Annotated in this window: 26 protein-coding genes and 1 pseudogene; 22 read left to right on the top strand and 5 right to left on the bottom strand. The window is 53.9% G+C overall.

Annotation, left to right across the window (positions count from 1 at the left end; genetic code table 11):
* Positions 1-31: 31 nt before the first annotated feature.
* Positions 32-991, bottom strand: a complete 960-nt coding sequence (gene mraY / locus GZH47_RS09095) for a phospho-N-acetylmuramoyl-pentapeptide-transferase (RefSeq protein WP_192043598.1) — start codon at positions 989-991, stop codon at positions 32-34.
* 226 nt (positions 992-1,217) lie between these two features.
* On the opposite strand from mraY, the gene GZH47_RS09090 reads away from it, so the two are divergent.
* Entirely contained in the window at positions 1,218-1,961 is a 744-nt protein-coding gene (locus GZH47_RS09090; RefSeq protein ID WP_162639800.1) for an SDR family NAD(P)-dependent oxidoreductase, read from the top strand.
* A gap of 49 nt (positions 1,962-2,010) precedes the next feature.
* Here the strand turns inward: GZH47_RS09090 and GZH47_RS09085 are convergent, their stop codons facing one another.
* Positions 2,011-3,174: an ROK family transcriptional regulator gene (locus GZH47_RS09085; RefSeq protein WP_192043597.1), complete on the bottom strand. Its 1,164-nt coding sequence runs from the start codon at positions 3,172-3,174 to the stop codon at positions 2,011-2,013.
* Positions 3,175-3,427: 253 nt separating this feature from the next.
* On the opposite strand from GZH47_RS09085, the gene xylA reads away from it, so the two are divergent.
* Together xylA and xylB are read left to right on the top strand one after the other, a co-directional pair.
* Entirely contained in the window at positions 3,428-4,741 is a 1,314-nt protein-coding gene (gene xylA / locus GZH47_RS09080; protein WP_162639799.1) for a xylose isomerase, read from the top strand.
* A gap of 14 nt (positions 4,742-4,755) precedes the next feature.
* Positions 4,756-6,255 (top strand): xylulokinase, encoded by a 1,500-nt coding sequence (gene xylB, locus GZH47_RS09075; RefSeq protein WP_162639798.1) that lies wholly within the window; start codon positions 4,756-4,758, stop codon positions 6,253-6,255.
* A 253-nt stretch (positions 6,256-6,508) separates the two neighbouring features.
* Here the strand turns inward: xylB and GZH47_RS09070 are convergent, their stop codons facing one another.
* Positions 6,509-7,471 carry a helix-turn-helix domain-containing protein gene (locus tag GZH47_RS09070; protein WP_162639797.1) on the bottom strand — a complete coding sequence of 321 codons (963 nt, stop codon included), beginning with the start codon at positions 7,469-7,471 and terminating at the stop codon, positions 6,509-6,511.
* Positions 7,472-7,648: 177 nt separating this feature from the next.
* On the opposite strand from GZH47_RS09070, the gene GZH47_RS09065 reads away from it, so the two are divergent.
* A complete protein-coding gene (locus GZH47_RS09065; RefSeq protein ID WP_162639796.1) occupies positions 7,649-8,050 on the top strand; it encodes a hypothetical protein in 402 nt (133 codons plus the stop codon).
* Positions 8,051-8,120: 70 nt separating this feature from the next.
* On the opposite strand, the gene GZH47_RS09060 is transcribed toward GZH47_RS09065, so the two are convergent.
* A complete protein-coding gene (locus GZH47_RS09060; RefSeq protein ID WP_162639795.1) occupies positions 8,121-9,386 on the bottom strand; it encodes a BaiN/RdsA family NAD(P)/FAD-dependent oxidoreductase in 1,266 nt (421 codons plus the stop codon).
* A gap of 382 nt (positions 9,387-9,768) precedes the next feature.
* On the opposite strand from GZH47_RS09060, the gene GZH47_RS09055 reads away from it, so the two are divergent.
* The 9 genes from GZH47_RS09055 (at position 9,769) to GZH47_RS09020 (ending at position 16,389) form a co-directional block, all read left to right on the top strand.
* Entirely contained in the window at positions 9,769-11,328 is a 1,560-nt protein-coding gene (locus tag GZH47_RS09055; RefSeq protein WP_162639794.1) for an ATP-binding protein, read from the top strand.
* A 93-nt stretch (positions 11,329-11,421) separates the two neighbouring features.
* On the top strand, positions 11,422-11,556 hold the full coding sequence (locus GZH47_RS34365) for a hypothetical protein (protein ID WP_263866912.1): 135 nt from the start codon (positions 11,422-11,424) through the stop codon (positions 11,554-11,556).
* A gap of 17 nt (positions 11,557-11,573) precedes the next feature.
* Positions 11,574-11,966: a DUF3905 domain-containing protein gene (locus GZH47_RS09050; RefSeq protein ID WP_162639793.1), complete on the top strand. Its 393-nt coding sequence runs from the start codon at positions 11,574-11,576 to the stop codon at positions 11,964-11,966.
* A gap of 209 nt (positions 11,967-12,175) precedes the next feature.
* Positions 12,176-12,607: a BrxA/BrxB family bacilliredoxin gene (locus GZH47_RS09045; RefSeq protein ID WP_162639792.1), complete on the top strand. Its 432-nt coding sequence runs from the start codon at positions 12,176-12,178 to the stop codon at positions 12,605-12,607.
* A 14-nt stretch (positions 12,608-12,621) separates the two neighbouring features.
* Positions 12,622-13,431 (top strand): ammonia-dependent NAD(+) synthetase, encoded by an 810-nt coding sequence (nadE, locus tag GZH47_RS09040; protein ID WP_162639791.1) that lies wholly within the window; start codon positions 12,622-12,624, stop codon positions 13,429-13,431.
* 300 nt (positions 13,432-13,731) lie between these two features.
* Positions 13,732-14,406, top strand: coding sequence for a signal peptidase I (gene lepB, locus GZH47_RS09035; protein ID WP_162639790.1), 675 nt, complete (start codon positions 13,732-13,734; stop codon positions 14,404-14,406).
* Positions 14,407-14,540: 134 nt separating this feature from the next.
* On the top strand, positions 14,541-15,659 hold the full coding sequence (locus GZH47_RS09030; RefSeq protein ID WP_162639789.1) for an SGNH/GDSL hydrolase family protein: 1,119 nt from the start codon (positions 14,541-14,543) through the stop codon (positions 15,657-15,659).
* A gap of 19 nt (positions 15,660-15,678) precedes the next feature.
* A complete protein-coding gene (gene acpS / locus GZH47_RS09025; protein WP_162639788.1) occupies positions 15,679-16,074 on the top strand; it encodes a holo-ACP synthase in 396 nt (131 codons plus the stop codon).
* An 81-nt stretch (positions 16,075-16,155) separates the two neighbouring features.
* Positions 16,156-16,389: a hypothetical protein gene (locus tag GZH47_RS09020; protein WP_162639787.1), complete on the top strand. Its 234-nt coding sequence runs from the start codon at positions 16,156-16,158 to the stop codon at positions 16,387-16,389.
* Positions 16,390-16,497: 108 nt separating this feature from the next.
* Here the strand turns inward: GZH47_RS09020 and GZH47_RS09015 are convergent, their stop codons facing one another.
* Positions 16,498-16,848: a c-type cytochrome gene (locus GZH47_RS09015; protein WP_162639786.1), complete on the bottom strand. Its 351-nt coding sequence runs from the start codon at positions 16,846-16,848 to the stop codon at positions 16,498-16,500.
* A 168-nt stretch (positions 16,849-17,016) separates the two neighbouring features.
* Between GZH47_RS09015 and GZH47_RS09010 the strand changes: the two genes are divergently transcribed.
* The 9 genes and pseudogenes from GZH47_RS09010 (at position 17,017) to GZH47_RS08970 (ending at position 25,479) form a co-directional block, all read left to right on the top strand.
* Entirely contained in the window at positions 17,017-17,883 is an 867-nt protein-coding gene (locus tag GZH47_RS09010; RefSeq protein ID WP_162639785.1) for an AraC family transcriptional regulator, read from the top strand.
* Positions 17,880-19,271, top strand: coding sequence for an A/G-specific adenine glycosylase (gene mutY / locus GZH47_RS09005; RefSeq protein WP_162639784.1), 1,392 nt, complete (start codon positions 17,880-17,882; stop codon positions 19,269-19,271). The genes GZH47_RS09010 and mutY overlap by 4 nt, the downstream gene beginning before the upstream one ends.
* A 99-nt stretch (positions 19,272-19,370) precedes the next feature.
* A complete protein-coding gene (locus GZH47_RS09000) occupies positions 19,371-20,012 on the top strand; it encodes a bifunctional 4-hydroxy-2-oxoglutarate aldolase/2-dehydro-3-deoxy-phosphogluconate aldolase (protein ID WP_162639783.1) in 642 nt (213 codons plus the stop codon).
* Positions 20,013-20,854: 842 nt separating this feature from the next.
* Positions 20,855-21,246: pseudogene (locus GZH47_RS08995) on the top strand (IS110 family transposase); the annotation flags it as partial.
* The gene (locus GZH47_RS08990) at positions 21,230-21,922 is read left to right on the top strand and encodes a tyrosine-type recombinase/integrase (RefSeq protein ID WP_225446408.1); all 693 of its coding nucleotides are present in this window, start codon (positions 21,230-21,232) and stop codon (positions 21,920-21,922) included. The pseudogene GZH47_RS08995 and the gene GZH47_RS08990, both read left to right, overlap by 17 nt.
* A gap of 135 nt (positions 21,923-22,057) precedes the next feature.
* On the top strand, positions 22,058-22,393 hold the full coding sequence (locus tag GZH47_RS08985; RefSeq protein ID WP_162639781.1) for a hypothetical protein: 336 nt from the start codon (positions 22,058-22,060) through the stop codon (positions 22,391-22,393).
* Positions 22,394-22,552: 159 nt separating this feature from the next.
* Positions 22,553-23,839 carry an IS110 family RNA-guided transposase gene (locus tag GZH47_RS08980; RefSeq protein ID WP_162639780.1) on the top strand — a complete coding sequence of 429 codons (1,287 nt, stop codon included), beginning with the start codon at positions 22,553-22,555 and terminating at the stop codon, positions 23,837-23,839.
* Positions 23,840-24,304: 465 nt separating this feature from the next.
* A complete protein-coding gene (locus tag GZH47_RS08975; RefSeq protein WP_162639779.1) occupies positions 24,305-24,817 on the top strand; it encodes a hypothetical protein in 513 nt (170 codons plus the stop codon).
* 107 nt (positions 24,818-24,924) lie between these two features.
* Complete coding sequence (locus GZH47_RS08970) at positions 24,925-25,479, top strand: SMI1/KNR4 family protein (RefSeq protein WP_162639778.1); 555 nt, start codon at positions 24,925-24,927, stop codon at positions 25,477-25,479.
* The last annotated feature ends 32 nt before the right edge of the window (positions 25,480-25,511 follow it).

The following is a 25,511-nucleotide window of genomic DNA, read 5'->3' as shown; positions in this document are numbered from 1 at the left end:
GCTTTTTTTTAACTTTTCGCCGGGCTTGTCCCTAACGAGCAAGGGCGAATTTCCAAATCAGCCAACAGACCAGCACGGACGCCCACGAAACGAACCCGAATACCATGACGATCTTGTTCTCGCTCCAGCCATGCTTCAGGCTGAAATGATAATGAATCGGAGCCATTCTGAATAGGCGCAATTTGGTCCGTTTATAGTACCAGACTTGCAGGATGACCGAGCATTGTTCGGCCAGATAGACGGAGAACAGGATGGGGATCAAGATTTCCACCTTCTCGATGACCGCCAAGATCGAGAGCGATCCGCCAATCGCCAGCGACCCCGTATCTCCCATGAACGCCCGGGCGGGATAGATATTATAGAGAAACAATCCGAGCAGACAGCCGATCATGACGAGGGAGAAGGTCTGCACTTCAGGCTTGTCCGAGATGAGAAAGAAGAAGAAGTAAGTCGGCATGGCAACGTTGATCAACAGCCCGTCCAGGCCATCGGTGAAATTAATCGCATTCGCCGATCCCACGACGAACAGCAGCATGATCAGGATGTAGACGGCAACGGGCAGATGCAGCTGAAATCCATGGAACAACGCGATATCGCTCGTTAGATGGAACGAACGGAACAACGCGAAGAGCAGAATGCCCGTCATTGCAAATTGGAATAGAAGCTTCGTCCGTCCGGAAATGCCTGCGGGGTCCTGCTGCGATGCTTTCTTGAAATCATCCATGAAGCCGATCGAACTGAATAAGAGAAACGCTGCGCACAGAAACACCATGAGCGGGGCAAGGTGGAATCGCAGAGACGTAACCACGCCGATAAGCAAAATAAGCCCGGCCATCAGCGGCGTCCCCCGCTTGGCTTGATGGTCGGGAGGCAGCTCGGAGCGAATGGGCTGCGTGAGCTTCAGACTGCGCAGCCCCCATATGAGCAAGGGCGTGAACGCTGCGACAAGCAAGAAGGAAAGACCGGAAATCCCGAGTACGCCGAACATCATTCCGAATGGCCCCCGATGCATGCAGAATAGGTTTGCTGGGTTCATGACGCGCAAGGCTCGCCGCCTAGTCGCTGTACCAACTTTACCTAATGATTGATATGCATTAAAGAGAAGGATTACATCGGTTTTTTTCATATTTTCGGTAAAAGCGCGAAAGAATACTGGAGTCCGACGGTGTCGTTGACACCTTACAATTGCGCAGGCGCCGAAAGGAAGCGGGAAACAGATGAGATTCCAATCCAAAGTTGTCATTGTCACGGGCGGAGCCAGCGGTATCGGCGAAGTCACGGTCCGGTTATTCGCGCAGGAAGGCGCGAAGGCGGTCATTGCCGATTACTCCGATCAGGGGCAGGCGGTTTCGGATAAGCTGAACGCGGAAGGCTTCGATACCATATACGTCAAGACCGACGTGACGAAAGAAGAGCAGGTCATCCATATGGTGGACGAAACGGTGAGCAAATACGGCCGTTTGGATATTTTGTTCGCGAACGCGGGAATCGCGAAGGACGCCCCTGCCGACAAGCTGGAAGCGGACGCGTGGCAGCGTACGATCGACATCAATCTGACAGGCGTCTTCCTCTGCGATAAGTACGCGATCAAGCAAATGCTGACGCAAAACGGCGGCGGCACGATCGTCAACTGCGGTTCCATTCACAGCCATGTCGGCAAAGCGGGCGTTACGGCCTACGCGGCAGCCAAAGGCGGCGTCAAGCTGCTGACCCAGACGATGGGCGCGGATTACGCGGCCAAAGGCATTCGCGTGAACGCGATCTGCCCGGGCTACATCGATACGCCGCTGATCGGCAACCTGCCCGAAGCCGTCACGCAGCATCTGATCGGCCTTCATCCGATGGGCAGGCTCGGCCGTCCGGAGGAAGTTGCGAAAGCCGTCTTGTTCCTGGCCAGCGACGACGCATCGTTCATTACGGGAACGACGCTGCTCGTAGACGGCGGGTTTACTGCGGTGTAAATGGCTGGTTTTGTAATGGCTGGTTTATAACAAAGAAGAAGCGGCGTCCTCAGACGCCGCTTCCTTTCATTTTCGCCAGAAAGGCGGATATCGCATAATACGCTGCTCCGCGCACGGCGGATTTCTCGCCCTGCTCCGCGAATAGCACGCTCAGCTTGCCGCGGTGATGCTTCAGCGCCCGCCGGGCGACGGTGCGCTGCATGGCGTCGCCGATCCACGCTTCGGCGCGGCGCATAACGTTGCCGACGATGACCACGTCGGGATTGAACACGTTCACGATGTTCGCGATGCCGACGCCGAGCGCTTCCCCGATACCGGCGAACAAGGCGACGACTTCGGCTTCGCCGCCGCGGGCCGCATCGAGCAGGCTGTCGAGGTCGTGATAACCGAGCGGGGCCGCCTGTTCGAGCAGCGCGTTCTCCGAGGCGTACAGCTCCCAGCAGCCTTGATTGCCGCAGCGGCAAGGCTTGCCGTCCGCATGAATGGAGAGATGGCCGAGCTCGCCCGAGAAGCCGCCCGCGCCTTTGTACAGCTCCTTGTTCAAAATCATCCCCGTGCCGATCCCGATGCCGACGCTGACGTAGATCTGATTCGCGATCCCGCGGCCGGCGCCGTAGCGCTGCTCGCCTTGCGCGCCGGCGTTCGCTTCGTTGTCGATCGTGACGGGCACGCCGAAGCGTTCTTCCGCGAGCGCGCGCAGGGGAACCTCCGGCCAGGAGAGGTTCGGCGCGAACAGAATCGTTCCTTCGGCGTTAACGAGCCCGGGCACGCCGATGCCGATGCCCACCATGCCGTACGGGCAGGCCGGGATCTCGCTCCGCAGCGCTTCAATGCAGTCGAACAGCTGGGCGATGACGCTGTCCGCGTCCTGCGTCCGCAGCGTGATCCGGCGTTCGGCAACGACGCTGCCTTCGAGATCCGTCAGAATGCCGCGGATATAATTGACGCCGAGATCGATGCCGACGGCATAGCCCGAGCGCGACCGGAATTCCAGCAGATTCGGCTTCCGTCCGCCGCTCGATTCGCCGGGACCGATGTCGGCCACGAGGTGACTGTCGATCAGATCCTGCACGAGGCTCGACACCGTCGCTTTGTTCAGCCCCGTACGTTCCGAGATTTGAGCCCGTGACAGCGGCGCGTAACGAAGCACGGCGTCCAGCACGATGGCGGTATTCATTTTTTTGACGAGCGTCAAATCTCCGGTTTGCTTCATGATTCTCCCATTTCCTCCGGTGCCTTCAATAGTATGGGTACGATTGTACCACGTGCCAGAGCAGGATTCTATAGCTGGGAGCTGTCAAAAAAAACTTTCTTTGTTTAGTAGACAAACAAAGTCCGGCGATGCTAATATAGAGCCATAAGAACGTTTTCATAAATCAGCCGAACCTGCCGGGGACAAACGGCCCGCATCGCCGGGCACGCGTTTCAAGCTCGCGGCCAAAACCTTTCTGGAGGGATATTATTTCATGACTTACTTCAAAAACATCGGCAAAATCGCATTCGAAGGCAAAGGCTCCGACAATCCGCTCGCATTCAAACACTATAACCCGCAAGAAGTCGTGCTTGGCAAAACGATGGAAGAGCACCTGCGTTTCGCGGTTGCTTACTGGCATACATTCACGGGTACCGGCTCCGATCCGTTCGGCGTAGGTACGGCAGTCCGCGGCTGGGACAGCGCGAACGAAATGGATCAAGCGAAAATGCGCGTTGAAGCGAATTTCGAATTCCTGAGCAAACTCGGCGTCCCTTACTATTGCTTCCATGACCGCGACGTTGCGCCTGAAGGCAGCACGCTTGCCGAAACGAACAAGAACCTCGACGTGATCGCCGATTTGCTTGAGCAAGGCATGAAAGACACCGGCGCGAAGCTGCTGTGGAACACGGCTAACATGTTCACCAACCCGCGCTTCGTACATGGCGCTGGAACGACGTCCAACGCTGACGTATTTGCATATGCCGGCGCACAATTGAAGAAAAGCCTTGAAGTGGGCAAACGCCTTGGTGCCGAGAACTACGTGTTCTGGGGCGGCCGCGAAGGCTACGATACGCTGCTTAACACGGACATGGCGCTTGAACTAGACAACCTGGCCCGCCTGTTCCACATGGCTGTAGCGTATTCCAAAGAAATCGGTTTCGGCGCGCAATTCCTGATCGAGCCTAAGCCGAAAGAGCCAACGAAACACCAATACGATTTCGACGCGGCAACGACGATCTCGTTCCTGCAGAAATATGATCTGAAAGACTACTTCAAGTTGAACCTGGAAGCCAACCATGCAACGCTGGCAGGCCATACGTTCGAACACGAAATCCGCGTAGCTGCCATCAATGGCATGCTTGGCTCGCTCGATGCAAACCAAGGCGACCTGCTGCTCGGCTGGGATACGGACGAATTCCCTACGGATATCGTATCGACGACGCTTACGATGTTCGAAGTGCTTAAAGCCGGCGGTATCGGCAAGGGCGGCATCAACTTCGACGCCAAAGTACGCCGCGCGTCCTTCGAGGACCAAGATTTGTTCCTGGCGCACATCGCCGGTATGGATACGTACGCATGGGGCTTGAAAGCCGCTGCGAAACTGATCGAAGAGAACGTGATCGACGGCTTCGTAAACAACCGCTACCGCAGCTTCAAAGAAGGCATCGGCGCCGAGATCGTTGCCGGCCGCGCAACGCTGGCATCGCTGGAGCAATACGCGCTGCAAAACAACGCGATCACGAACGAGTCCGGACGTCTGGAACGTATCAAATTGCAGCTGAACGAAATTATTTTCAGCGTATAGGAGGCCTTTGATTCATGTCATACGTCATCGGCGTCGACTTAGGCACAAGCGCGGTGAAAGTGCTGCTTCTGGATAGAAGCGGCACGGTCGCTGCCGAAGCATCGCGCGATTATCCGCTGTTTCACGAGCATTCCGGCTGGAGCGAACAGCGTCCGGACGATTGGGTGGACGGCACGATCGAAGCGATCCGCGAATTGACGGCGAATGCCGGCATTTCCGCGGACGCGATCGAAGGCATCAGCTTCTCGGGTCAAATGCACGGTCTCGTGCTGCTGGACGCGGAAGGCAATCCCGTTCGCAACGCGATTCTATGGAACGATACGCGGACGACCGCGGAATGCCGCGAGATCGAAGCGCTGCTCGGCCAAGAGCTGCTGCTAACGATTACGCGCAATCCGGCTTTGGAAGGCTTCACGCTGCCGAAGATCCTCTGGGTGCGCAAGCACGAGCCCGAAGTCTTCGCGAAGGCGGTCTCCTTCTTGCTGCCCAAAGATTACCTCCGTTACCGGCTGACGGGCGGGCTGCATATGGATTACTCCGATGCGGCCGGCACGCTGCTGCTGGACGTGGCGAACAAACGGTGGAGCAGCGAGGTGCTGGAGGCGGTATCGCTGCCGGCATCCTTCGCCCCGCCGCTCGTGGAATCCCACGAGCTGACGGGCACGCTCCTTCCGGAACGCGCGGCTGCTGCCGGTCTGAACGCCAATACGAAAGTATTCGCGGGCGGCGCGGACAATGCTTGCGGCGCGATCGGATCGGGCATTCTGCAGGAAGGACTGACGATGTGCAGCATCGGCACGTCCGGCGTTATTCTCTCGTATGAAGAAACGAGCGCGAACGATTTCCGCGGCAAAGTGCATTTCTTCAACCACGGCAAAGAGAACGCGTTCTATGCCATGGGCGTTACGCTTGCCGCAGGCTACAGCCTTAGCTGGTTCAAGCAGACCTTTGCCAAAGGCGAATCGTTCGACGAGCTGCTGGAAGGCGTCGGCGACGTTCAGCCAGGCGCGAAAGGGCTGCTGTTCACGCCGTACATCGTCGGCGAACGGACGCCGCATGCGGATTCCGTCATTCGCGGCAGCTTCATCGGCATCGACGGCTCGCATGAACGGAAGCATTTTGCCCGCGCGGTTATGGAGGGCATTACGTTCTCGCTGAACGAGTCGGTGGCGATGTTCCGCGAAGCCGGCAAGACGGTCGATACGATCATTTCCATCGGGGGCGGCGCATCCAATCCGGTCTGGCTGCAGATGCAGGCGGATATCTTCGATGCGAATGTCGTTTCCTTGGAGAACGAGCAGGGGCCGGGCCTTGGCGCGGCGATGCTTGCGGCTTACGGCTGCGGCTGGTTCGACAGCTTGGAAGCATGCGCGGAGCTGTTCGTGAAACGCGCTTCCGTGTATAAGCCGAACCCGGCGGCGGTGGACGCTTACAGCGGCCTGTTCCGCATCTATCAAGACGTGTACGCGGCGACGCGGGCATTAAACGAAGGTCTTCAAGCTTACCGTAAGTAGAGAGTTGTAAGTTGTAATTGTTAGTAGCAAGTGTTAAGTAGTAAGTTGTATTAAGCAGTAATTGGGCATCATTCGGCGCATGGACGCCGTACTGGCTATTGCACCGTCCCTCCGCTTGCCGGGGGGACGGTTTTTTGTGCTGCGCACAAAAAACCTCCATATCCGCGCAGCTGCGGCGGAAGTGGAGGTCATAAGTATGTATAAGTATTATTAATATGCAGCCAAGATTAAAACGAAGCGACGGTCGAATGGCTTAATTATAAGGCCCCCAAATATCGAGCGGCGAAACGCCAAGCTGATCGGCGATCAATTGCGCGGTCAGCCGATGCGGTTTTTTGATTTTGCCATTGCGGATGTTGGAGATCGTCGTCAGTGAAATCTTCGTACGCTCGGCAAGCCGAGTGACGGACATTCGTTTCTCCAGCATGAGCAGACGCAGCTTATAAGCCGATTCGGAAGGATCGTCGGAACCGTAAGGAACGTTAATCTGCCAATTCGCCGTCTCCGAATCGGGCGCGCCTACGGCATCCATTGCGAGCACGATGATGGCGTAACATCGGAATGAGCCGTCTCCGTTGAAGAACGGCTTGACGATGGAATGGACATGAAACCGGTCTTGGAACAGCTGCAGAATGAATTTGAACTCGCCGGTTTCCTTGCTGAATTGCAAGTCCCGAAGTCTGTCCCGGACGCGGGCGCGGTCCTGCTCGTCGACGAATTGATCGCTGTTCGTACGCGACAGCTCTAATCGGTCGTACTGGATCGGGCCGCGGTAGCTGCGCATGGAAACGACGGTTCCGGCCTTCGTCAACAGCATGGAAACGATAATGCTGCGTTCATACGCCTGGTCCTCGATCCATTTATGCTCCGACCGGTCGCGAATCGTCACCATGACGAGCGCCTGATCCGAATCGGGCATCCGCTTGGCGTATAACTCGCCGAATAACGGATCCAAACGAGGCAATGAAAAATACGTCTCCGCATGGGCTTCCTGATTAACCGACGTAATGGAAGCGCACAGCCGATCGATGATCGGCCATAAGGGGTTCGCGCCGTATAACGGCAGCGAGCGAAGGTCGAGTCCGACCAATTGTTCGTCGGTATAGCCGCACATCGCACGGAAGGCGGAATTGCACGCATAGATGCAACGACTGTTTTGATCGGATCGAACGATGATTACAGCATCCGGAGATTGAGCGAATAGATCCACCATCATCAGCAGCACCTCAGCATGAGTTGTTGCCCTATTATATCATATTGGATTTATTCAGCTAGAGTTTAAGGGGGTCAGATCCGTAAAATTTTACCTTTTTTTGGCTGCGGTATGATGGACTGGAGATTCGGGCAGGATAATCGGGCATGGAACATTTTAGCGGAAAAGGGTGTGCCCGCAATGCAAAACGATACTGCACTGTTGTTTCAATTCGCTGATTCCCGCACTGCGTCGCTCGCAAGCGGAACGTTCGAAGAGCTCGGCTACGATCCCGTGATTCAGCAAGGGAACGACGTTCATATCCATATGCGCGGCGATGACCTCACGTCGGCATTGGAGATCGCGCAGTCGCACGGCGGCCAGCTGGCCGTGGAATCCTCCATTCCGGATATCGAGCTGACGAACGAAGCGTACCGCATGGAAAATATTACGATTCCCGCACATGTCGTGAACGAGGACTGGATTTCGCAGGAAGAAACGGCGGAGGGTCTCGTTAATTACGACGACGATGCCCCGGGGGAGAACGAGTTCATGCCGGACGATGGATCGTACGGCTACTTCTCCGGCGACGTGCATAGCTGAAGCGCAAGCGCAAGCGCAAGCAAAGAAGGCTGACCGGCGGTGCTCCGCATGGTCAGCCTTCTCATTATGTTCATTCCTTAAGCGCCGCATGGCTGCCGGCCGAATAGCCGGTCGAGAATGCCGCCGTAATGTTATAACCCCCGGTGTACCCGTGAATGTCCAGCACTTCGCCGCAGAAATACAAGCCGCCCATCAGCTTCGATTGCATCGTCTTCGGATCGATTTCCTTCAGATTCACGCCGCCTCCGGTTACGAAAGCGTCCTCCAGCTTCAGCGTCCCGTAAGCCCGCAGTGGAAACGACTTGATCAGCTTCGCGAAAGCAAGCCAGGCTTGCTTCGGGATATTATCGTACGTCAGCTGCTCGTCCAATCCGGCTTCCTTCAATAATAAAGGTATCATGCGCTCCGGCAAATAACTCTTGAGCGTATTCTTGACCGCTTTCTTCGATTCAGTCTGAGCAAGCCGCAGCGTCTCCGCATAAACTTCGTCAGCCGTTTGATCCGGCAGCAGATCGATCGTAAGCAGGGCGTTGCGGGCGTCGCCTTTCTTCAATTCTTTGACGACGAACTGGCTGCACCGGAGCGCGATGGGGCCGGATACGCCGAAGTGAGTGAAGATCATGTCGCCGCGATGCTCCGTTACGCGTTTTCCTTTGGCGTTCCAGACGGACAAGCTGACATCGCGGAGCGACAGCCCCTGCAGCTCCTTGCTCTGGATGAAAGGCTCGCCCGACGTAATCGGCACTTCCGTCGGGAACAGCTCCGTAATGGAATGGCCGGCTCGCTCCGCCCATGGATAGCCATCCCCGGTCGAACCCGTATGAGGAACGGACTTGCCGCCGGTGGCAACGACGACACTTCTACAGGCGATCGTCTCGCCGGATTTCAGCGTCACCGCGCGAACCCGTTCGCTGGCGTGGTCGAAATCGATATGGCTGACCGGGGCGTTGACCCGGATATCCACGCCTTGCTTCCGGACCTGGTGAACGAGTGCGTTCACGACCGTCTTGGCGTTGTCGGTGACCGGAAACATCCGCCCGTTGTCCTCTTCTTTCAAGGCGATGCCGAGTCCTTCGAAGAAAGCGATGATATCCTTGTTGCCGAAGCTCGTTAACGCGCTGTAGAGGAACCGTCCGTTACCCGGGATATGCTTGATCAGCTCGTCCATGTCCTTGTTGTTCGTCACGTTGCAGCGGCCGCCGCCGGAAATGCCCAGCTTGCGCCCTAATTTGTCGCCTTTGTCCAGCAGGAGCGTTCTCGCTCCGTTCTTGCTGGCTGCGATTCCGGCCATGAGACCCGCGGAACCGCCTCCTATTATAATGACGTCATAGATCACGATGTACCCCTCGATTATCAATCTGTTAGCCTGAATAATGCCGTTACTATCATACTATCCAGATTCATAGGCGTCTACTCGCGCATCGGCTTTTCGATGCCGGTATTTGGAAATATCTACCTGAAGCGAGTGTGGATCAATTTGACAGGAATTACATTGTAAAAAGAGTAGACCTATGATTTAATCGGATTAAGTACTTGATACCGATATACATTAACTGGGTTTCTTCTGAAGGGTGGGACTCATTTTTGTGTGGAAGCTTATTCTCCTGCAATTTCTTCTAGCTTTATTCCCAGTCTTTATCTTTCAATTCTGGTACGACTACTCGAAACCCCTCAAGAGAGTTCCTTACTTCCTCATAACGACTTGCGGCGCTTGCGTGATGTTAGGCCTTGCGGTTTGCATCGATGTACAAGGGTTTGACCTGGGCTACTTGTACGCGCAGCTGATTATCGGTTCTTTATACGGCGGTCCGGTGGTAACCATGGGGCTTGCGGTCATCTACGCGATGGCCCAATGGCTCATGATGGACGGCAGCTGGGGATGGATCGAGATGGCGGGGACGCTGCTGTTCGTCATTCCTATTATCTCGCTGTACAATCACGACTTTTTCCGGAAGAATACCAGAACGAAGTATACCGTGGCGCTCGGTTTGACGGCGCTTGTACTGTTGATTCGGTTATGCGCTTTCATTCGGTTCTACGATGTCCGGCATCCCGATTTGCAGACATCGGATTACATAACGATTATCGCTCACCAATTGTCCTATTTGGTCATCGTGAGCATCGGCATTGCCTGCGCGGAGCATTTCATCCGGTTTCGGCAAGTGCATCACCGGTTGGTCAAAGTGTCGGACAAGTTCCGCATCGAGGTGCAGAAGCTGCAGCAATTCATAGAAGAAACGCCGCTCGGCGTCATCTTCGTCGACCAAACGGGCACCATTACGCATATTAACGAGATGGCGATCCATCTGTTGAAGGACAAAGTAGGCGGCAAGACGCGCGACGAGCTGCTCGGACAGCCGTTCACGATCATGTACGACCATATCGAGAAGGATGTCATGGGGCGTCTGATCCATCAAGCTTTGAACGGTCATAAAGTCACGACGGAATACGTGCAGGACCAGGGGAAAATCTATCTCAACTCCGGCATTTGCGTACGCGATATGGCGAATAATGAAATCATCGGCGCGGCGCTGATCGCCCACGATATGACGGAGCTGAGCCGGCTGCGCGACGAGCTCGGACGCATGGAGAGGCTCAGTCTTGTCGGACAGATGGCAGCGAGCATTACGCACGAGATCCGCAACCCGCTGGCGGTTATCCGGGGATTCGTGCAGCTGATGGGCGAGCGCAGTCCCGACAATCAGAAGGAGTATTACCGGATCGTCATCGAAGAGCTGGACCGGGCGAACTGCATCATCAACGACTTCTTGTCGCTGGCACAGAACCGGGTCATCGAGAAAAACAGCCGCTCGCTGCATGATATCATCAACGAAATCTTGCCGCTGCTCTGGGCCGATGCCAATATGCGCGGCCAGTCGCTGGAGCTGAAGCTGGCGGACTACATACCCATGCTGATGCTGAACGAGAAAGAGATGAAGCAGCTTATCCTGAACCTTTCCCGCAACGGGATGGAAGCGATGGATCAGCATGGCATCCTGTCTTTGGAAACGGCCACATTCGAGAATTACGTGGAGCTGCGCGTCACGGATACCGGAAGCGGCATCCCGAAGGAAAAGCTGGAGCATCTGTTCGAGCCGTTCTACACAACGAAGTCCCATGGCACGGGGCTTGGTCTTCCGCTCTGCCTCAGCATCATGGAACGTCATGGCGGCGTGATCCAGGTGGAATCCAAAGAAGGTACCGGCACGACGTTCGTCGTCCGCTTCGACCGCAACCGCAACGCCTACGAAGCGGCCGCTGCACGGAGCCGGGACTGAATACATAATGATTTGCGGTGAATAACCGGTACATACGGACGGATAAGCGGTAATCGCTGCGCGCATACTACCCTCTGGAAGGGGGTGCCAGCAGTGGCAAACAATTCGCAATCGCGCAGCGCTTCCGAACAGGACGCGGCAGAGAGCAAGAAGAAGCAGGGCTCCAAGGCTCCTGAATCGGAAGGCTACGATAAGAAATTAGACGGCCCTAATCGCCCTTCCATCTAAGGAAGGAGAGAACGGGAATGAACGAGGATAACGAACAGCAGTCGAAAGGGCCTAGCGCCGGCGGCGATGATCCGGAGCTGGATCCGTACGAAATCAATTTCCTGCCCCAATTTCGCAGCGGACGCGGTCCGAGAGCGCCATTCGTGAACAGCAGCGGCGTCGTTATTGGCGATCATATGTACGAATCGCCAAACTCGCCGCTCAGCAACTGGACGGCGGAGACCGATCCTGCGATCATGGCGGGCAGCGAATGGGTGCATCCGTTCAAGGACGTCGGATTTCTGACCGGCGAGAACCGGGATTATTTCGAGCAGGGCATCGGGCCGCAGGGCGGCATCTTCACGCATCCCGAACATAATGCGGCGTTCGAAGCGATGAACGAAGGCGTATCCGAGGACGATTCGCAGTGAAGCAGCAGAGCAATCGGGCGCAGGCCCGAAAAATAAGAATGGGTATGAGTGGAAACTTATACCCATTTTTATTTTTCTCCGGAATGAAACTCATTGCGCCGCCATAAGGACGGCATGACACTCGTTTCACCTTGATTGCTTTTTCTTTGCTTTCATATAAGTCGCGGCGTATAATAGAAAGAAAATGAAATCATAAGGAGCGATCACATATGTCGATGTCTTTCGAACGATACATGCTTGATATGGTCCAGCCGATGCGCGACGACCTGACACGTCTGGGAATCGAGGAGCTGCGCACGCCTGAAGCGGTAGAGGAAAAGCTGCCGAACGCGCAAGGAACGACGCTTGTCGTTATTAACTCCGTTTGCGGCTGTGCCGCAGGCCAATGCCGTCCGGGCGTTGCCCAAGCGCTGCAAGGCGAGAAGCTGCCTGACCAATTGTACACGGTATTCGCAGGTCAAGATAAAGAAGCGACTGCGAAAGCACGCGAATATTTCGCTCCATACCCGCCGTCTTCGCCTTCCATCGCGCTGCTCAAAGACGGAGAACTCGTTCATTTCATCGAGCGCCACCAAATCGAGAACCGTTCGGCCGCCGACATCGCAGCAGATTTGACTTCTGCTTTCGAGCGGCACTGCTAATAAGAGGTGATGGCATGAGCTTGCAGGAACAGATCATTCAAGAGCTTGGCGTTAAGCCCGAGATCGATCCGCAGCAGGAGATTCGCAAACGGGTGGATTTCTTGAAAGAATACGTACGCAAATCCGGTACGTCCGGCTTGCTGATCGCAATCAGCGGCGGTATCGACAGCGCGGTCGCAACGGGTTTGTGCAAACAAGCGACCGACGAGCTGAGCGAAGAAACCGGCAAGGAATACATGACCTTGGGCGTGTTCCAGCCTTACGGCGAGCAGTCCGATATTGCCGACAGCTACGCGACGGCGGAAGCGTTCAACCTGAAGTACCGCGTCGAGACGAACATCCAGGAAGCGGTTGATGAAATCGCGCTGGAAGTCGAGCACAGCCTCAAGTCGATCGGCATCTCCAAGCATATCAGCCGGGGCGGCAAGGGCAACGTCAAAGCGCGGACCCGCATGGTCACGCAATACGCGCTCGCGTTCGAACTGAACCTGCTCGTTGTCGGTACGGATCATGCCTCCGAAGCGATTACCGGTTTCTATACCAAGTGGGGCGACGGAGCGGTCGACATTACGCCGCTCAGCACCTTGAACAAGCGTCAAGTCCGCCTCGTGGCGGCAGCGCTTGGCGTTCCGGGCGCCGTCGTCACGAAAGCGCCGACCGCAGGACTGTGGGATGGCCAGACCGACGAGGACGAGCTCGGCATCACGTACGACGAGAACAGTTCCTACCTCGAAGGCAAGGTAATCAGCGACGAGTCCCGCGAGAAGCTGGAGAAGCAGTATCTCAAGACCGCGCATAAACGGAATTCGATTCCTGGCATTTAAGATTCCGCATCATGCATGTACATGTACGCCCTTCGGCTTCGGCCGGAGGGCGTTATTTGTTTGCAATGGTTCATGCTTTCATGAATGAATGGCGATTTGATTACGCGATCATCGCCGGAGCTAGTGACGGGCTTGCCCCCAGGGTGCTATACTTTGGAAGGTTGTTCCACCCTGGAGGAAAGCAGTGAACGAGAACCTATGAATCAGAAGAGACGTCGTGTCCTGCCGGCTGTACTTCTTTCTTTGCTCTTGCCCGGACTGGGGCAGTTATACAATGGCCAGTGGAGAAAGGCGCTCCTAATGCTGGGCTTCATTCTCATCGTCCCGGCCGTGATCATGATTTCATTCAAGCCGTCGTTTTGGGCGATCCCGGCAGCGCTGGCAATCGTACTGCTGACTGAACTGTACGCACTCGCCGATGCCGCCGTCAGCGCCGTTCGGCTCAAATCCATCCTACTTCGCAGTTATAACCGGTGGTACGTATATGCAGCTTCGATTCTCGTACTGCTTGCGGCCACGCAGCTCGTATCCGTGAAGCCGCTGCTCGGAATGAAGAATTACGTGCTCGAAGGTCCCTCCATGGAGGAGACGATTCGCTCGGGCGAGCAAATCATGGTGGATGCGCGGGCAAGCTCCTACGGGAACGGAGATATCATCGTCTTCGATCGGGATGGACGGGAGAACGTGCAGCGCATCGTGGCCATGGGCGGGGATACGATTGCATTCGATGACGACAGCGTCATCCTGAACGGCCAGCCGCTCGCGGAAAGCTATGCGGTGGTGAAAGATTACCGGCAGCATTTGACCACGGTACCGCAGCGGATTCCGGAGGGCAGCTTCTTCGTGCTTGGCGACAATCGGAGCAACAGCGTGGACAGCAGGATTTTCGGCCTGGTACATGCGTATCAGGTCAAAGGCAAAGTGCTCTATATCCTGCTGAGCGATGAACGGAAACGGATCGGCCATAAGCTGTAATGGGCAGCAAGCAGTAAGAGGCAATGAGAAAGCAGGAAGAAACCTACTGACAGCTGGCAGCGGAAGCATACTGCCGGCTGCTTTTTTTTGTTATGATAAGGGCAGTTGTTTCAATATGGGGAGGTAGCCGTACTATGAATCCAGCTGTTTGGCATCATCGCAATCCGCTCATCCATACCTTGCAAGCACTGTCGGAAGGCCAACTGACCGTTGGCTTCATCGGCGGGTCGATCACCGACGCCCGTCCGCGGCACAATTGGCCGGAGCCGGTCGTCAGCTGGCTCGTCGACCAGTTTCCGCATGCGAGAATCGTCGTCGAGAATGCCGCCATCGGCGCAACGGGCAGCGAGCTCGCCGTCTTCCGGGCGAAGCGGGACCTGATCGACCGCGGCTGTCAGCTGGTGTTCATCGACTATGCCGTGAACGACCAAGGCGAGCCTGCCGAGAAACGCAGCCGGACGCGCGAAGGCCTTCTCCGCAAGCTGCTGGCGGACGGCAAGCGGGATGTCGTCTTGGCGCATACGTATATGCAGGACATGTACGGGGCGATGCTAGAAGGCGGCGTTCCGGATTCGATAGCAGGGCTGGAAGCGCTCGCGGATCATTACGGCACCGGCTCCGTCTGGATGGGACTCCATGCGCTGGAAGAAGTGCGCAAAGGCCGCATGCGCTGGGAAGAATGGCTGCCGGACGGCTTGCATCCGACGAGCCGAGGCAGTTTGAGCTACGGTCAAAGCATTATTGCGTACTTGGAGACAGAGTTGCTGGGCGACGGTCGCAGCGGCGACGCGGCGCGTTCGTCTTCCTATGGCGCTGCCGGACAGGCTTTGCCATTGCCGCTGAATCCGGCGCATTGGGGCGAGGCCGGGATTCTGCCTCTTGCCGCGGCGGAGACGGAAGGACCTTGGACGATACGCCGCTGGCCCTATTACGAATGGATCGATCAAGTGCTGGAAACGGCGGCGGTCGGCGCGAAGCTGGCTTTTTCCTTCAACGGGCGGGGGTTATCCCTCGGCTTCGATTTCGGCAAAACATCGGCGGAGTTCCGTTATCGGTTCGACGGCGGGGAATGGGTGACCGCGAGCAGAGAACGGCCGGATTGGTGCGGCGACGAAGGCTGGTTCCGCAGCTGCTTCCTGGGTGACGACTTGGCGCCCGGTACGCACCGGTTCGAGCTTGAAGTCATTCACGGCGATCGGCCGGAATGCAGGGGAACGAATTTTAGACTGGCGCTCATCGGCGTCGTCGTTTAAGTGAGGCGGTTGAGAGAGTTTGATTATCGGAATCGGACATGATCTCGCTTCGTTGGAGCGGATCGAGAAAGCATTGCGCGGCTCGGCCGGCGCGCGGTTTCAGGAGCGGATCCTGACCGAACGCGAGCGGGATATGGCCGCGGCCTACAGCGGCCGGCGCTTCGTTGAATTCGTCGGCGGCCGGTTCGCCGTCAAGGAAGCCGTCTCCAAAGCGTTCGGCTGCGGCATTGGCGGCACGCTCGGTTTTCAGGACATCGAGATCGGCCGCGAGAGCAGCGGCAAGCCGCTCTGCCGTCTGTCGGCGGAAGCTTGGAACCGGCTTGGCATGCATGAACCGGACGTTGCCGTTCACGTATCCATCTCGCACGATCATGCATTAGCCTCCGCTTACGTCATCGTGGAACGCATGAATTGAAAACGTCTGCATATCCGCGGTACCTTTTGCCCATAATTGGAATAAAACGTAACAAAACCGGGCGGAAGGGGGCGGCTGCGAATGGGATTGAAACCGGAGCTGCTGTCGAAACGGATATTCAGGAGCGGGCAGGTCGTGCCGCTGGATGGGTTGTACGGGAATATGTGGGGCGGCTCGCTCCCGCTGCTTCAAGGCGACCTGTTTCCGCGGCATCCCGTAATGGGCGACGCCAAATGGACGTACCAGGGGACGCTCGGCATGGGTTTGCCCCAGATGAAACGGTCGGACGACAAGCGGCGGGCAATGGAATTGTAACCGGCGTAACGCGTATAACCTATGTACCGTTTGGATTCGGACGGAAAAAGACCCTCGTGTACGGCTGCTCACGCCGATGCATGAGGGTCTCTTTGTTATGTCTCTTTGTTACCTTTTGGCGCTCAGCCAGGAGGCCAGCTCCTCGATCTGGGAACTCGTCAGCCTGCCGGAGAATGCGGGCATGCCTCCGCCGCCTTTCTGGATTTGCGCCGCGATCTGCGACTTGGACATCCGCTTCCCGACTTGCGTTAAGTTCGTGGCCGGCCCCATGCGTCCCTGCAGGTCGGTGCCGTGGCAGGACACGCAATTGGATCTGAATGCCTGGGGCGTATCTACTGATCCTGTCGTCATCTTGGAAACTGAACCGCAGCCGCCTAGCAGCAGCAGGGCAGCGGGCGTTAGAAGCATTAGTTTGCGCAAATGTCCGAAGCAAGCGGCATGAGATGCGGGGCGCAGCATAGGCGGAGAGCCTCCTGTCATTAAGATGCTATATCGAGCGAGTGAATTTCGACCATGAAGTCCAGGAAATAATTGTAAATACAATCCAGGTAGTTCCTATCGAGCCGTTGCGATATAATAGAGCGTATTTGATTACATGCTCATATTTTGATTAATTTGGAGTTCCAAATGAAACTTACTTATAGGACGATCATTCAAAATTATTTTCACCGGTTTCAAGCCGAAGTATCCATGGCCGCTTACTCGAGCACTCCTCCGGGAAATCATACGTATTTAACGCCGGAGATCTATCGGATCTGGCTCATTCAAGAAGGGGAAGGACTGCTGACATTCGGCGGCCGGACAATGGAGATGAAGCCGGGGCAGCTCATGCTTGTTCCTCCGAGCGCATTCCCGGCGCTTGAAGCGCACGTCGATGTGGCGGTCAGCTTGTATTGGTGCCACTTCCGGGCTCCCATCGGAGACATGGAAGTGTTCGATCTGCTGCAGCTGCCGATCTGCGTCGTCCCTAAGGATGAGGAACAGGAACGCATGAAGCTACTGTTCGAGCAGCTGCTCGCGGCCTTCCGCTCCACGCAGCTTACGCGGGAACTGCGAATTCGGGCTTCGATGTTCGAGCTGCTTGCGTGTTTCCTAGAATACGGCGGCATCGACGAATCGACGCTGAACGCCATCGAACCGCTTGAGAAAGTCGACCGCGTGCTTGAATACATCGAAGAGCATCTGTCCGAGGCGATTGCAATCGAGGATCTAGCCCGGCTCGTGTACCTTCACCCGAACTATTTTATCGGTTACTTCAAAAGCATCGTCGGATACGCGCCGGCACAGTACGTGAATATCCGAAGGCTGGAGCTCGCGAGGACGCTGCTCGAGGATCAGGAGCTCAGCATTACGGATGTCGCTCGGAAAGTCGGCATGCAGAATCATTATTTTTCCCGTATTTTCAAGCAGCATATCGGCGTTACCCCAAGCCGGTATCGGCATATTTTCCATTCGGCCCCGAAAGGCGTTGAAGGAACGGAGGGATCGGTATGACAACGGAAGCGGCAAGCTATTTCAGCAGGGAGCTGCTGCACTGGTATTTGGCCAATAAACGGGACCTGCCTTGGCGCATGAACCGCGACCCGTACAGAGTTTGGGTATCGGAAATCATGCTGCAGCAGACGCGCGTCGATACCGTGATTCCTTACTATGAGCGGTTCATGGAGAAATTTCCGTCGGCCGCCGCGCTCGCGAACGCGCCGGAACCGGACGTACTGAAATGCTGGGAAGGGCTCGGCTATTATTCCCGTGCCCGCAATTTGCAGGCAGGCGCCCGCGAGGTGCTGACCCGTCACGGGGGCATCGTGCCGGACGACAAAGAAGCCGTGTCCGCTCTTCGGGGCGTCGGGCCGTACACGACCGGAGCGATCATGAGCATTGCGTTCAACCGGCCGGAGCCGGCGGTCGACGGCAATGTCATGCGCGTGCTGTCGCGGTACTTCTGCCTGGAGGAAGATATTGCGAAGCCTGCGACGCGCGTGAACATCGAGAAACTGGCGGCATCGCTCATTCCGGAAGGCTCGGCGGGCGACTTCAACCAGGCGCTGATGGAACTCGGCGCGCTCGTGTGCACGCCGAAGTCGCCGGGCTGCTTGACCTGCCCGGTGATGATGCACTGCGAAGGCCGCATGGCAGGCAAGGAGCATGTGCTGCCGATCAAGACGAAGGCGAAGCCGCCGCGGCGGGAGACGCGGATTGCCGCGCTTATTACCGGCAGCGCCGAGCTGGCCGGTAAGCTGCTCGTGCGCCAGCGGCCGGAGAGCGGCTTGCTCGCGCAAATGTGGGAGCTGCCGCATGTGCTCGCGCCTGAAGCGCTGGCCGCGGCTGCGCCGGCCAAGCGGCGCGGCCGCGGCAAACCTGCTGCAGCCGTAGGGGAAGCGTCATCGGCTGCGGGATTCGCCGCCGCCGATGACGGCGTGATGGAGACGGCAGCCGGATTGGAGCTGGCCTTCCCGGCGGAGCCGGCTGCTAATCATGCGGACGGCGGCGTCTTGAACGTACAGGCAGCTGGGGCTGCCTCGACGGACCGCCGCTCGGCGATGGCGGATTTCCTCAGCCGTGCACTGTCGGCAGAGGAAGGCTTGCTCGTTCGGCCGGATTCATGGTGGGGCGAGACGGATCATGTGTTCAGCCACATCGTGTGGGACATGCAGGTGTATCGGGCGGAATTCGGCTTCTGGCAGTCGGAGGCTGCTGGAACGGCAGTGGGATCAGGCGGAACTGGCGAATATCCGGCCGCTGCTTCGGAAGCTCTCGCTGCTTACGGAGAAGGCCCGGCGCCGGCCAATTATAGGTGGATCGGACCGGAAGAGATGCGGACGCTCGCTTTTCCGAACGTATTTGTCCGTATATTGCAAGATTATTGGCGCGATCTGGATTGATTTGGCCGCAGGCTCGTTCTACAATGGGTATAAGTTATGCAGCGCGGAAACGCGCGTCTTAATTCATACAGGTTGGCACAAATGAATGGAGGCTGTACGGTGAGCGTAATGCTTGAAAGATTGCAGCAAGAGAAGATCGTCGCTATTTTTCGTTACATCGAGGACCAGTATGCAGACCAAGCGGCGGAGGCGCTGCTGAACGGCGGCATCACGCTGATGGAGATTACGATGAACACGGAAGGCGCGGCAGGCATGATCAGCCGCTGGCGCGAGAAGTACGGCGATCGAGCGGGCATCGGCGCAGGCACGGTGCTTGATCTGGAGATGGCGAAGGAAGCGATTGCGGCCGGCTCGCAATTCCTGATTTCCCCGAATCTCGACGAAGCCGTCGTCGATTACGGCTTGAAGACCGGCGTTCCGGTATGGCCCGGCGTCATGACGCCGACGGAAATCGTTCGCGCCTGGAAAGCCGGCGCGGAAGCGGTGAAGATCTTCCCGATGGGCACGCTCGGCTGGAAGTACCTGTCCGAAATTCGCGCGCCGTTAGACAAAATCCCGATGCTCGCAACGGGCGGCGTCGACCTCGACAACATCGCCGATTACTTCAAAGCAGGCGCTTGCGCGGTCGGCATGGGCAGCAAGCTCGTTAATCTCGACTGGGTACGCAGCGGCCGCTTCGACCTGTTGGAAGAGCGTGCGAGGAAGTTCGCGGACGCGGCAAAAGCGTTAGCGAAGTCCTAACGAAGCTCTAACGAAGCCCTAACGAATCGTATGCACCTTATTCGGACCAAATTGTCACTTGAGACGTGCTAACGAATCTGACGCGCCTTATTTCAGCACAAAGGGGCCATATGATGGCTTTTTGAGAGCATTTCAACTAAATAGCGTGTGTGGGATTCGTTACGTTTCAAAAAGCAGCCGAATGGGGCGAATAGCGTGAACTGGATTCGTAAGCGTGGTTGGAGTTGCGATGATCGTTTTGGTTGGCTTGGATCATAGAAGCAGCTTTGCATCTGTGTAAGAAATATGTAATTATATGCGCTGCTGAAATCGAGCATGCAATCGTAGAGTGATAGAGGACGTTAATAGAAAGCGCGGCTGCTGCCGCGTTTTTTTGTTATGGAGACGGCCGTGAGCCGTAAAAAGCCTTTAAAAACAAAGAGGCCTGCGGCAATATCCGCAGGCGCAAGAGAGAAAATATATAATAAAGGGGGGTCATGTGTTTATTATAGAATCCGATTCTGAAAGGAACATGAAGGAAATATTACAGTTACATTACAAAGACGATAGCGGTTACAACGCTAACGGCATGCTGATGAGGGGAAATAAAGTTCTTTAATTGAAAATTAAGTTCTTTAACGCAAAATAAAGTTCTTTAATCAGCTCCTTCAAGTGAGCAGCTGAGTGTAAATAAAGTTCTTTATTCTAACGGGGGACAATGAGCTCCACATCACAAAGGCTGCCACTTGGCAGCCTTTGTTCAACTAAACATTCCTGTTAAGGCTAAGAAATGGCCTTTGTCAAAAAAGGAGCGCCTCGGTATGATGGGTTTGTCCACTACTCATCAAGGAGGCGCTCTTACTATGAAGTTTAAGCAATCAGATGCACAAAATCAACGGATCGAACAAATTACCCATCTCGTTGTAGGAATCGACATGGCTAAAGAAACGCATGTCGCACAAGCTACGAATTTCCGAGGAATCGTGCTAACGAATCGACATCTATCGTTTAACAACACCATTGAGGGCTTTGAAAAGTTGCAACGGTGGATGGAGGGAATTCAGCAAAAGCACCGTTTAAGCAGCGTAATTATTGGTATGGAGCCAACGGGGCATTTTGGTGGAACTTGGCCAACTGGCTTACCAGTAAAGGATTGCACGTCGTAATCGTTAATCCTGCAACAACCAAGCGCAACAAAGAAAACCGCGACAACTGCCAATCGAAGAATGACCCAAAAGATGCACTTGTACTTAGCAAAACAAGCTGATCGTTTGAAGCCAAGCAGCCTGGGTCATCGAATTCGGTTTGTTCGTTCTCTTTTCCGTTACGCTTATGAAGAGACTTATCTGACTTCAAATCCTTCTCTAAAACTAAGAGAACCGAAAATAGATAAGCGCATTCCAAAGTTTTTGATTGAGGAAGACGTCATACACTTAAAGATCTCTTGTCAGTCACTCAGGGAAAGAGCGCTGCTGGAGTTTCTATACAGCACCGGCTGCCGGGTTGGAGAGGTGGAGAAGATCAACATCGAGGACCTGAACTGGGAGAACTGCTCAGCAATCGTTAATGGCAAGGGATCGAAGCAAAGAGAAGTTTACTTTACGACAGAGTGCAAAGTATGGTTAAAGAAGTACCTGACCAGCCGCGAGGACTCCTGCAAAGCCTTATTTGTTACCGATACGCATCCAACAAGACGAATGGCTATACCCACGATTAGATGGGCCTTAAAACGGCTTGCAGATCGGGGAGAAATTGAAGCGAACGTATATCCGCATCGCTTTCGACATACATATGCATGCCAGCTTCTTGATAACGGTGCCCCCTTAGATTTCATCCAAGGTATGCTCGGTCATGAGAAAACATCGACCACTCAAATTTACGCACAGCTCCGCGGCGAACGTCGGAGAGAGCTTTATCGACGATTCTTTTAAGTATTCAATGGCGGCGGACCCCATATAGAATTCCGCCGCCGCTCAACTAAAGGGCAGAATAACGCAACATTGCTACTTAATCCAACGTCTATAATATCAAATGTCAAGCATTGGGGATTGGGGGTAATAAAGAGCGTGAAAGCAATTTATATTTTAGTTTTTTTAGTGTTGTCGATGACCCTCGCAAGCGGCTGTTCTAACGTCAATTCAAAATCGGATGATTTAAATGCTATTCGTGAAGTAGCATTGAACAGTATTTCCAATCAAGATAAGCAACAATTAAATCTGGTATGGAAAAATGCAGAAGTAACAAAAATTAAATTCGATGAAATGATTAATGAATATTCCATTCCTGAAGGTGCTGAGCCGAAAAGAATAGAGAATTTGTATAAAGTAACGTTTGATAAAAATCATGTGATATTTGTAGATGGCAATACAAAAAAAGTTGTTGGAACGATATCTAAAGAATAGCCCCATTCTGCGTTATGGATTAAGGAATGGTTATGATGTACGATACTGATCATGATTAAGCTAAACATTCCTGTTGAGCCTAAGAAATGGGCTTTGTAAAAAAAGGAGCGCCTCAGTATGATGGGTTTGTCGACAACACATCAAGGAGGCGCTCTTACTATGAAGTTTAAGCAATCAGACGTACAAAATCAACGGATTGAACGAATTACCACCTCGCATCTCGTCGTAGGAATCGACATGGCCAAAGAAACGCATGTCGCACAAGCTACGAATTTCCGAGGAATCGTGGTTTCCAAACGGCATCTCTCATTCTCAAATAGCTTGGAAGGCTTTGAAAAGTTGAACCGCTGGATGACGGAGTTACAGCAGAAACATCGATTGAAGAAGCTCATCATCGGCATGGAGCCGACCGGCCACTACTGGTTTAATCTGGCCAACTGGTTAGCAGATCGGAAATTACACGTGGTCATGGTTAACCCTGCTACGACCAAGCGAAACAAAGAAAACCGGGATAACAGTCCATCAAAAAACGATCCCAAAGATGCGCTTATCATCGCAGACGCTGTAAGTCGGGGCTTCTACTACGAGTACACGCGTCAACCGCTTGAGTTCCAACGGTTACGGACGATGATGAGTGATCGAGAATTTTGGGTGACGAACAGTATACGACTGCAGAATCGGATCGTACGCTGGCTGGATATCCGTTTTCCCGAATATTCGACTGTATTCAAAGATTGGACCTGTAAGCGGTCATTGGCGACCCTGAAGACGTTCCCTTGTCCACGAGATTTGGAGACGTATACGGTACCGGACATCATCGATGCCTGGCGAGTCCATATGCAGCGCGCTGGCGGTTCTACGGGGATAGAGAAGGCCGCGCAGCTCATCGCACAAGCGAAACGGAGTGTGGGAGAACGAACTGCTGAAGAAGAAGCGAAGGCAGATTTACAACGGCTCATTGAAGAATTTGAGCGCGTCACCAGCATGCTTGAACAGATTGAAAAGAACATTGAAGCTCTGCTTTCTGAGATTCCAATGGCACAACAGCTTCGCACCATAAAAGGTCTCGGGAAGATCTTCACTGCGGCCATTTTAGCTGGGACAGGAGATTTAAGACAGTATGCACATGGCCGACAGGTACTACGGAAGGCTGGCTTGAATCTGGCTGAAAGTACATCTGGAAAGCGAAAAGGACGCATAGTTCTTTCGAAACGAGGAGACTCTGCCTTACGAAAATATCTCTATCTTGCAACGGTTCAACTCGTTTGGAATAACCCCGTGTTCCGTCATCTGCATGAGAACAATGTGCAAGAAAAGAAGATGAAAAAGCAGCAATCCATATTTAAGTTAATTGGGAAGCTTGCCCGAATTCTAGTCGGTATTGTGCAACGAGGAGAAAAGTTCACGCCAGAGAAAACCGTTCGAGCCTGGACAGAAGCAGCTTAATGAAGAAGCATCACGTATAATGACTCATTCGCGGGATTTCACAAAGAAAGCACGGAGGACCGAGTTCGTTCCCCATAAGGGCTCTGACCCATCCGCTAAACGCTATCGGTCTCCACACCTTGGACAGGTATAACGAAGGAATGTAAGGGCATTGACCCGTTGAGTTGTGGGAGGGTGAACCTCTAAGGTTAATGTGGAGTATGCGTGCAGTAGAAGGCATTTGGGGAATAATTCCTGAGCATTCCTCTATTCCCGCATACCCAAGACCAAGCCCACCAGCATGAGTGTCATACATTCCTTTAGATTCTCCTGAATCCAAGGTGATGAAATCCTGCGAATGAGTGAGTATATGTGAGATAAACCCTTATAACCGAGGGACGGGGAACGTTAGTTGAACCCATCTGGCAGAATAGTTGAATTTATTAAGGGATACTCATGAAGATATAAATACAAAGGAGAAGGAGCATGTCGAAACGGCTTGCCATAATATCAATTATCGTCTTATCTCTGCTTGCGATCCCCTTTTTCGGATACCGATATTTTGAATGGCGGATGACTTATCATCCTATTCCCAAGACACATGATGTTGCAAAGGAACTACATGCATCAAACGTTAAGAGGCTTGGAGTCGGATTTACTGACTTGCTTCAGACGAGTCCTTACTACTACGTCTTTCAAGCGAACAAGGATGGTGAGATAGTTCTTGTTATTGTAGACCAGAATTTCGGTAGATCAAGCAACGGGCTCGTCAAACGCTCCTATGTAATTATCCACCCCCGTACGGAAAACAAATCAGAAACAGATGGAGCGATCGGGCACCGAATCGAAGTATCGGATGGTCAAGCCAAGTATGAAAGTACGGCTTATAAAAGGATTATCATTAATGATAACGTGCCGACCAACTTGATATTCGTGCTCAAGGATGGACGAAAAGTGGATACGTTTCAATGGGGTCTAAAAATGCTCAAATTATATTAACAAGATGATTGGCTATCTATGTTCAGCTAACGGGCAGGTTATGTTTATGACAGGCATCAAAAGGGATTTATTAATTCATATAATGAAAGTTAAAGAGGTGAGAAATAATGGATTCAGTAATTATGAAAAGTTTGGAAAGTTTAAAGAATCGGTTAACTAAAGAGGGAATTACTCTCAGATTCACAGCTGAAGGAAGTTATAGTGAGGTAAAATTTACTTTTAACCCACCTGCAACCCAAAGTGAGATTAATAACTATATGACTAAGTGGTCAATTACACTTCCTGAGGATTACTTAGAGTTCTTAAGGATTCACGATGGCGGCTCACTATTTGCATCTCCAGAATACGGCGGGGGGATTGAATTACTGAGTTTAGAAAGAATTGATGAGCTTTATTCTGTATATGATGATTTACTTCCAAAGGGATGGATACCGGTAGCAGTGGAGGAGGGCGAAGAGTTCCTTTTTATTGATACAAATTCTGTTTGTGGACGAGACTACACCAATTTGTATTGGTGTGAATTAGCAGATGTTCGCAGAAATCCTTCTTCATTGAATGCGAACTTTGAACTTTGGTTTGATAGATTTATCATCGCTGAAGGTAACAAGTACTGTACGTGGATGTGGATGAAACCAGAGATATATTATAAATACAGAAAATGAGATTGAACTAAACGGGGAACGTTAATTGAACA

Origin of the sequence: Paenibacillus rhizovicinus (assembly GCF_010365285.1) — a bacterium.
In the GTDB taxonomy this organism is placed as follows: domain Bacteria; phylum Bacillota; class Bacilli; order Paenibacillales; family Paenibacillaceae; genus Paenibacillus_Z; species Paenibacillus_Z rhizovicinus.
This window is presented reverse-complemented; position numbering and strand designations above follow the sequence as displayed.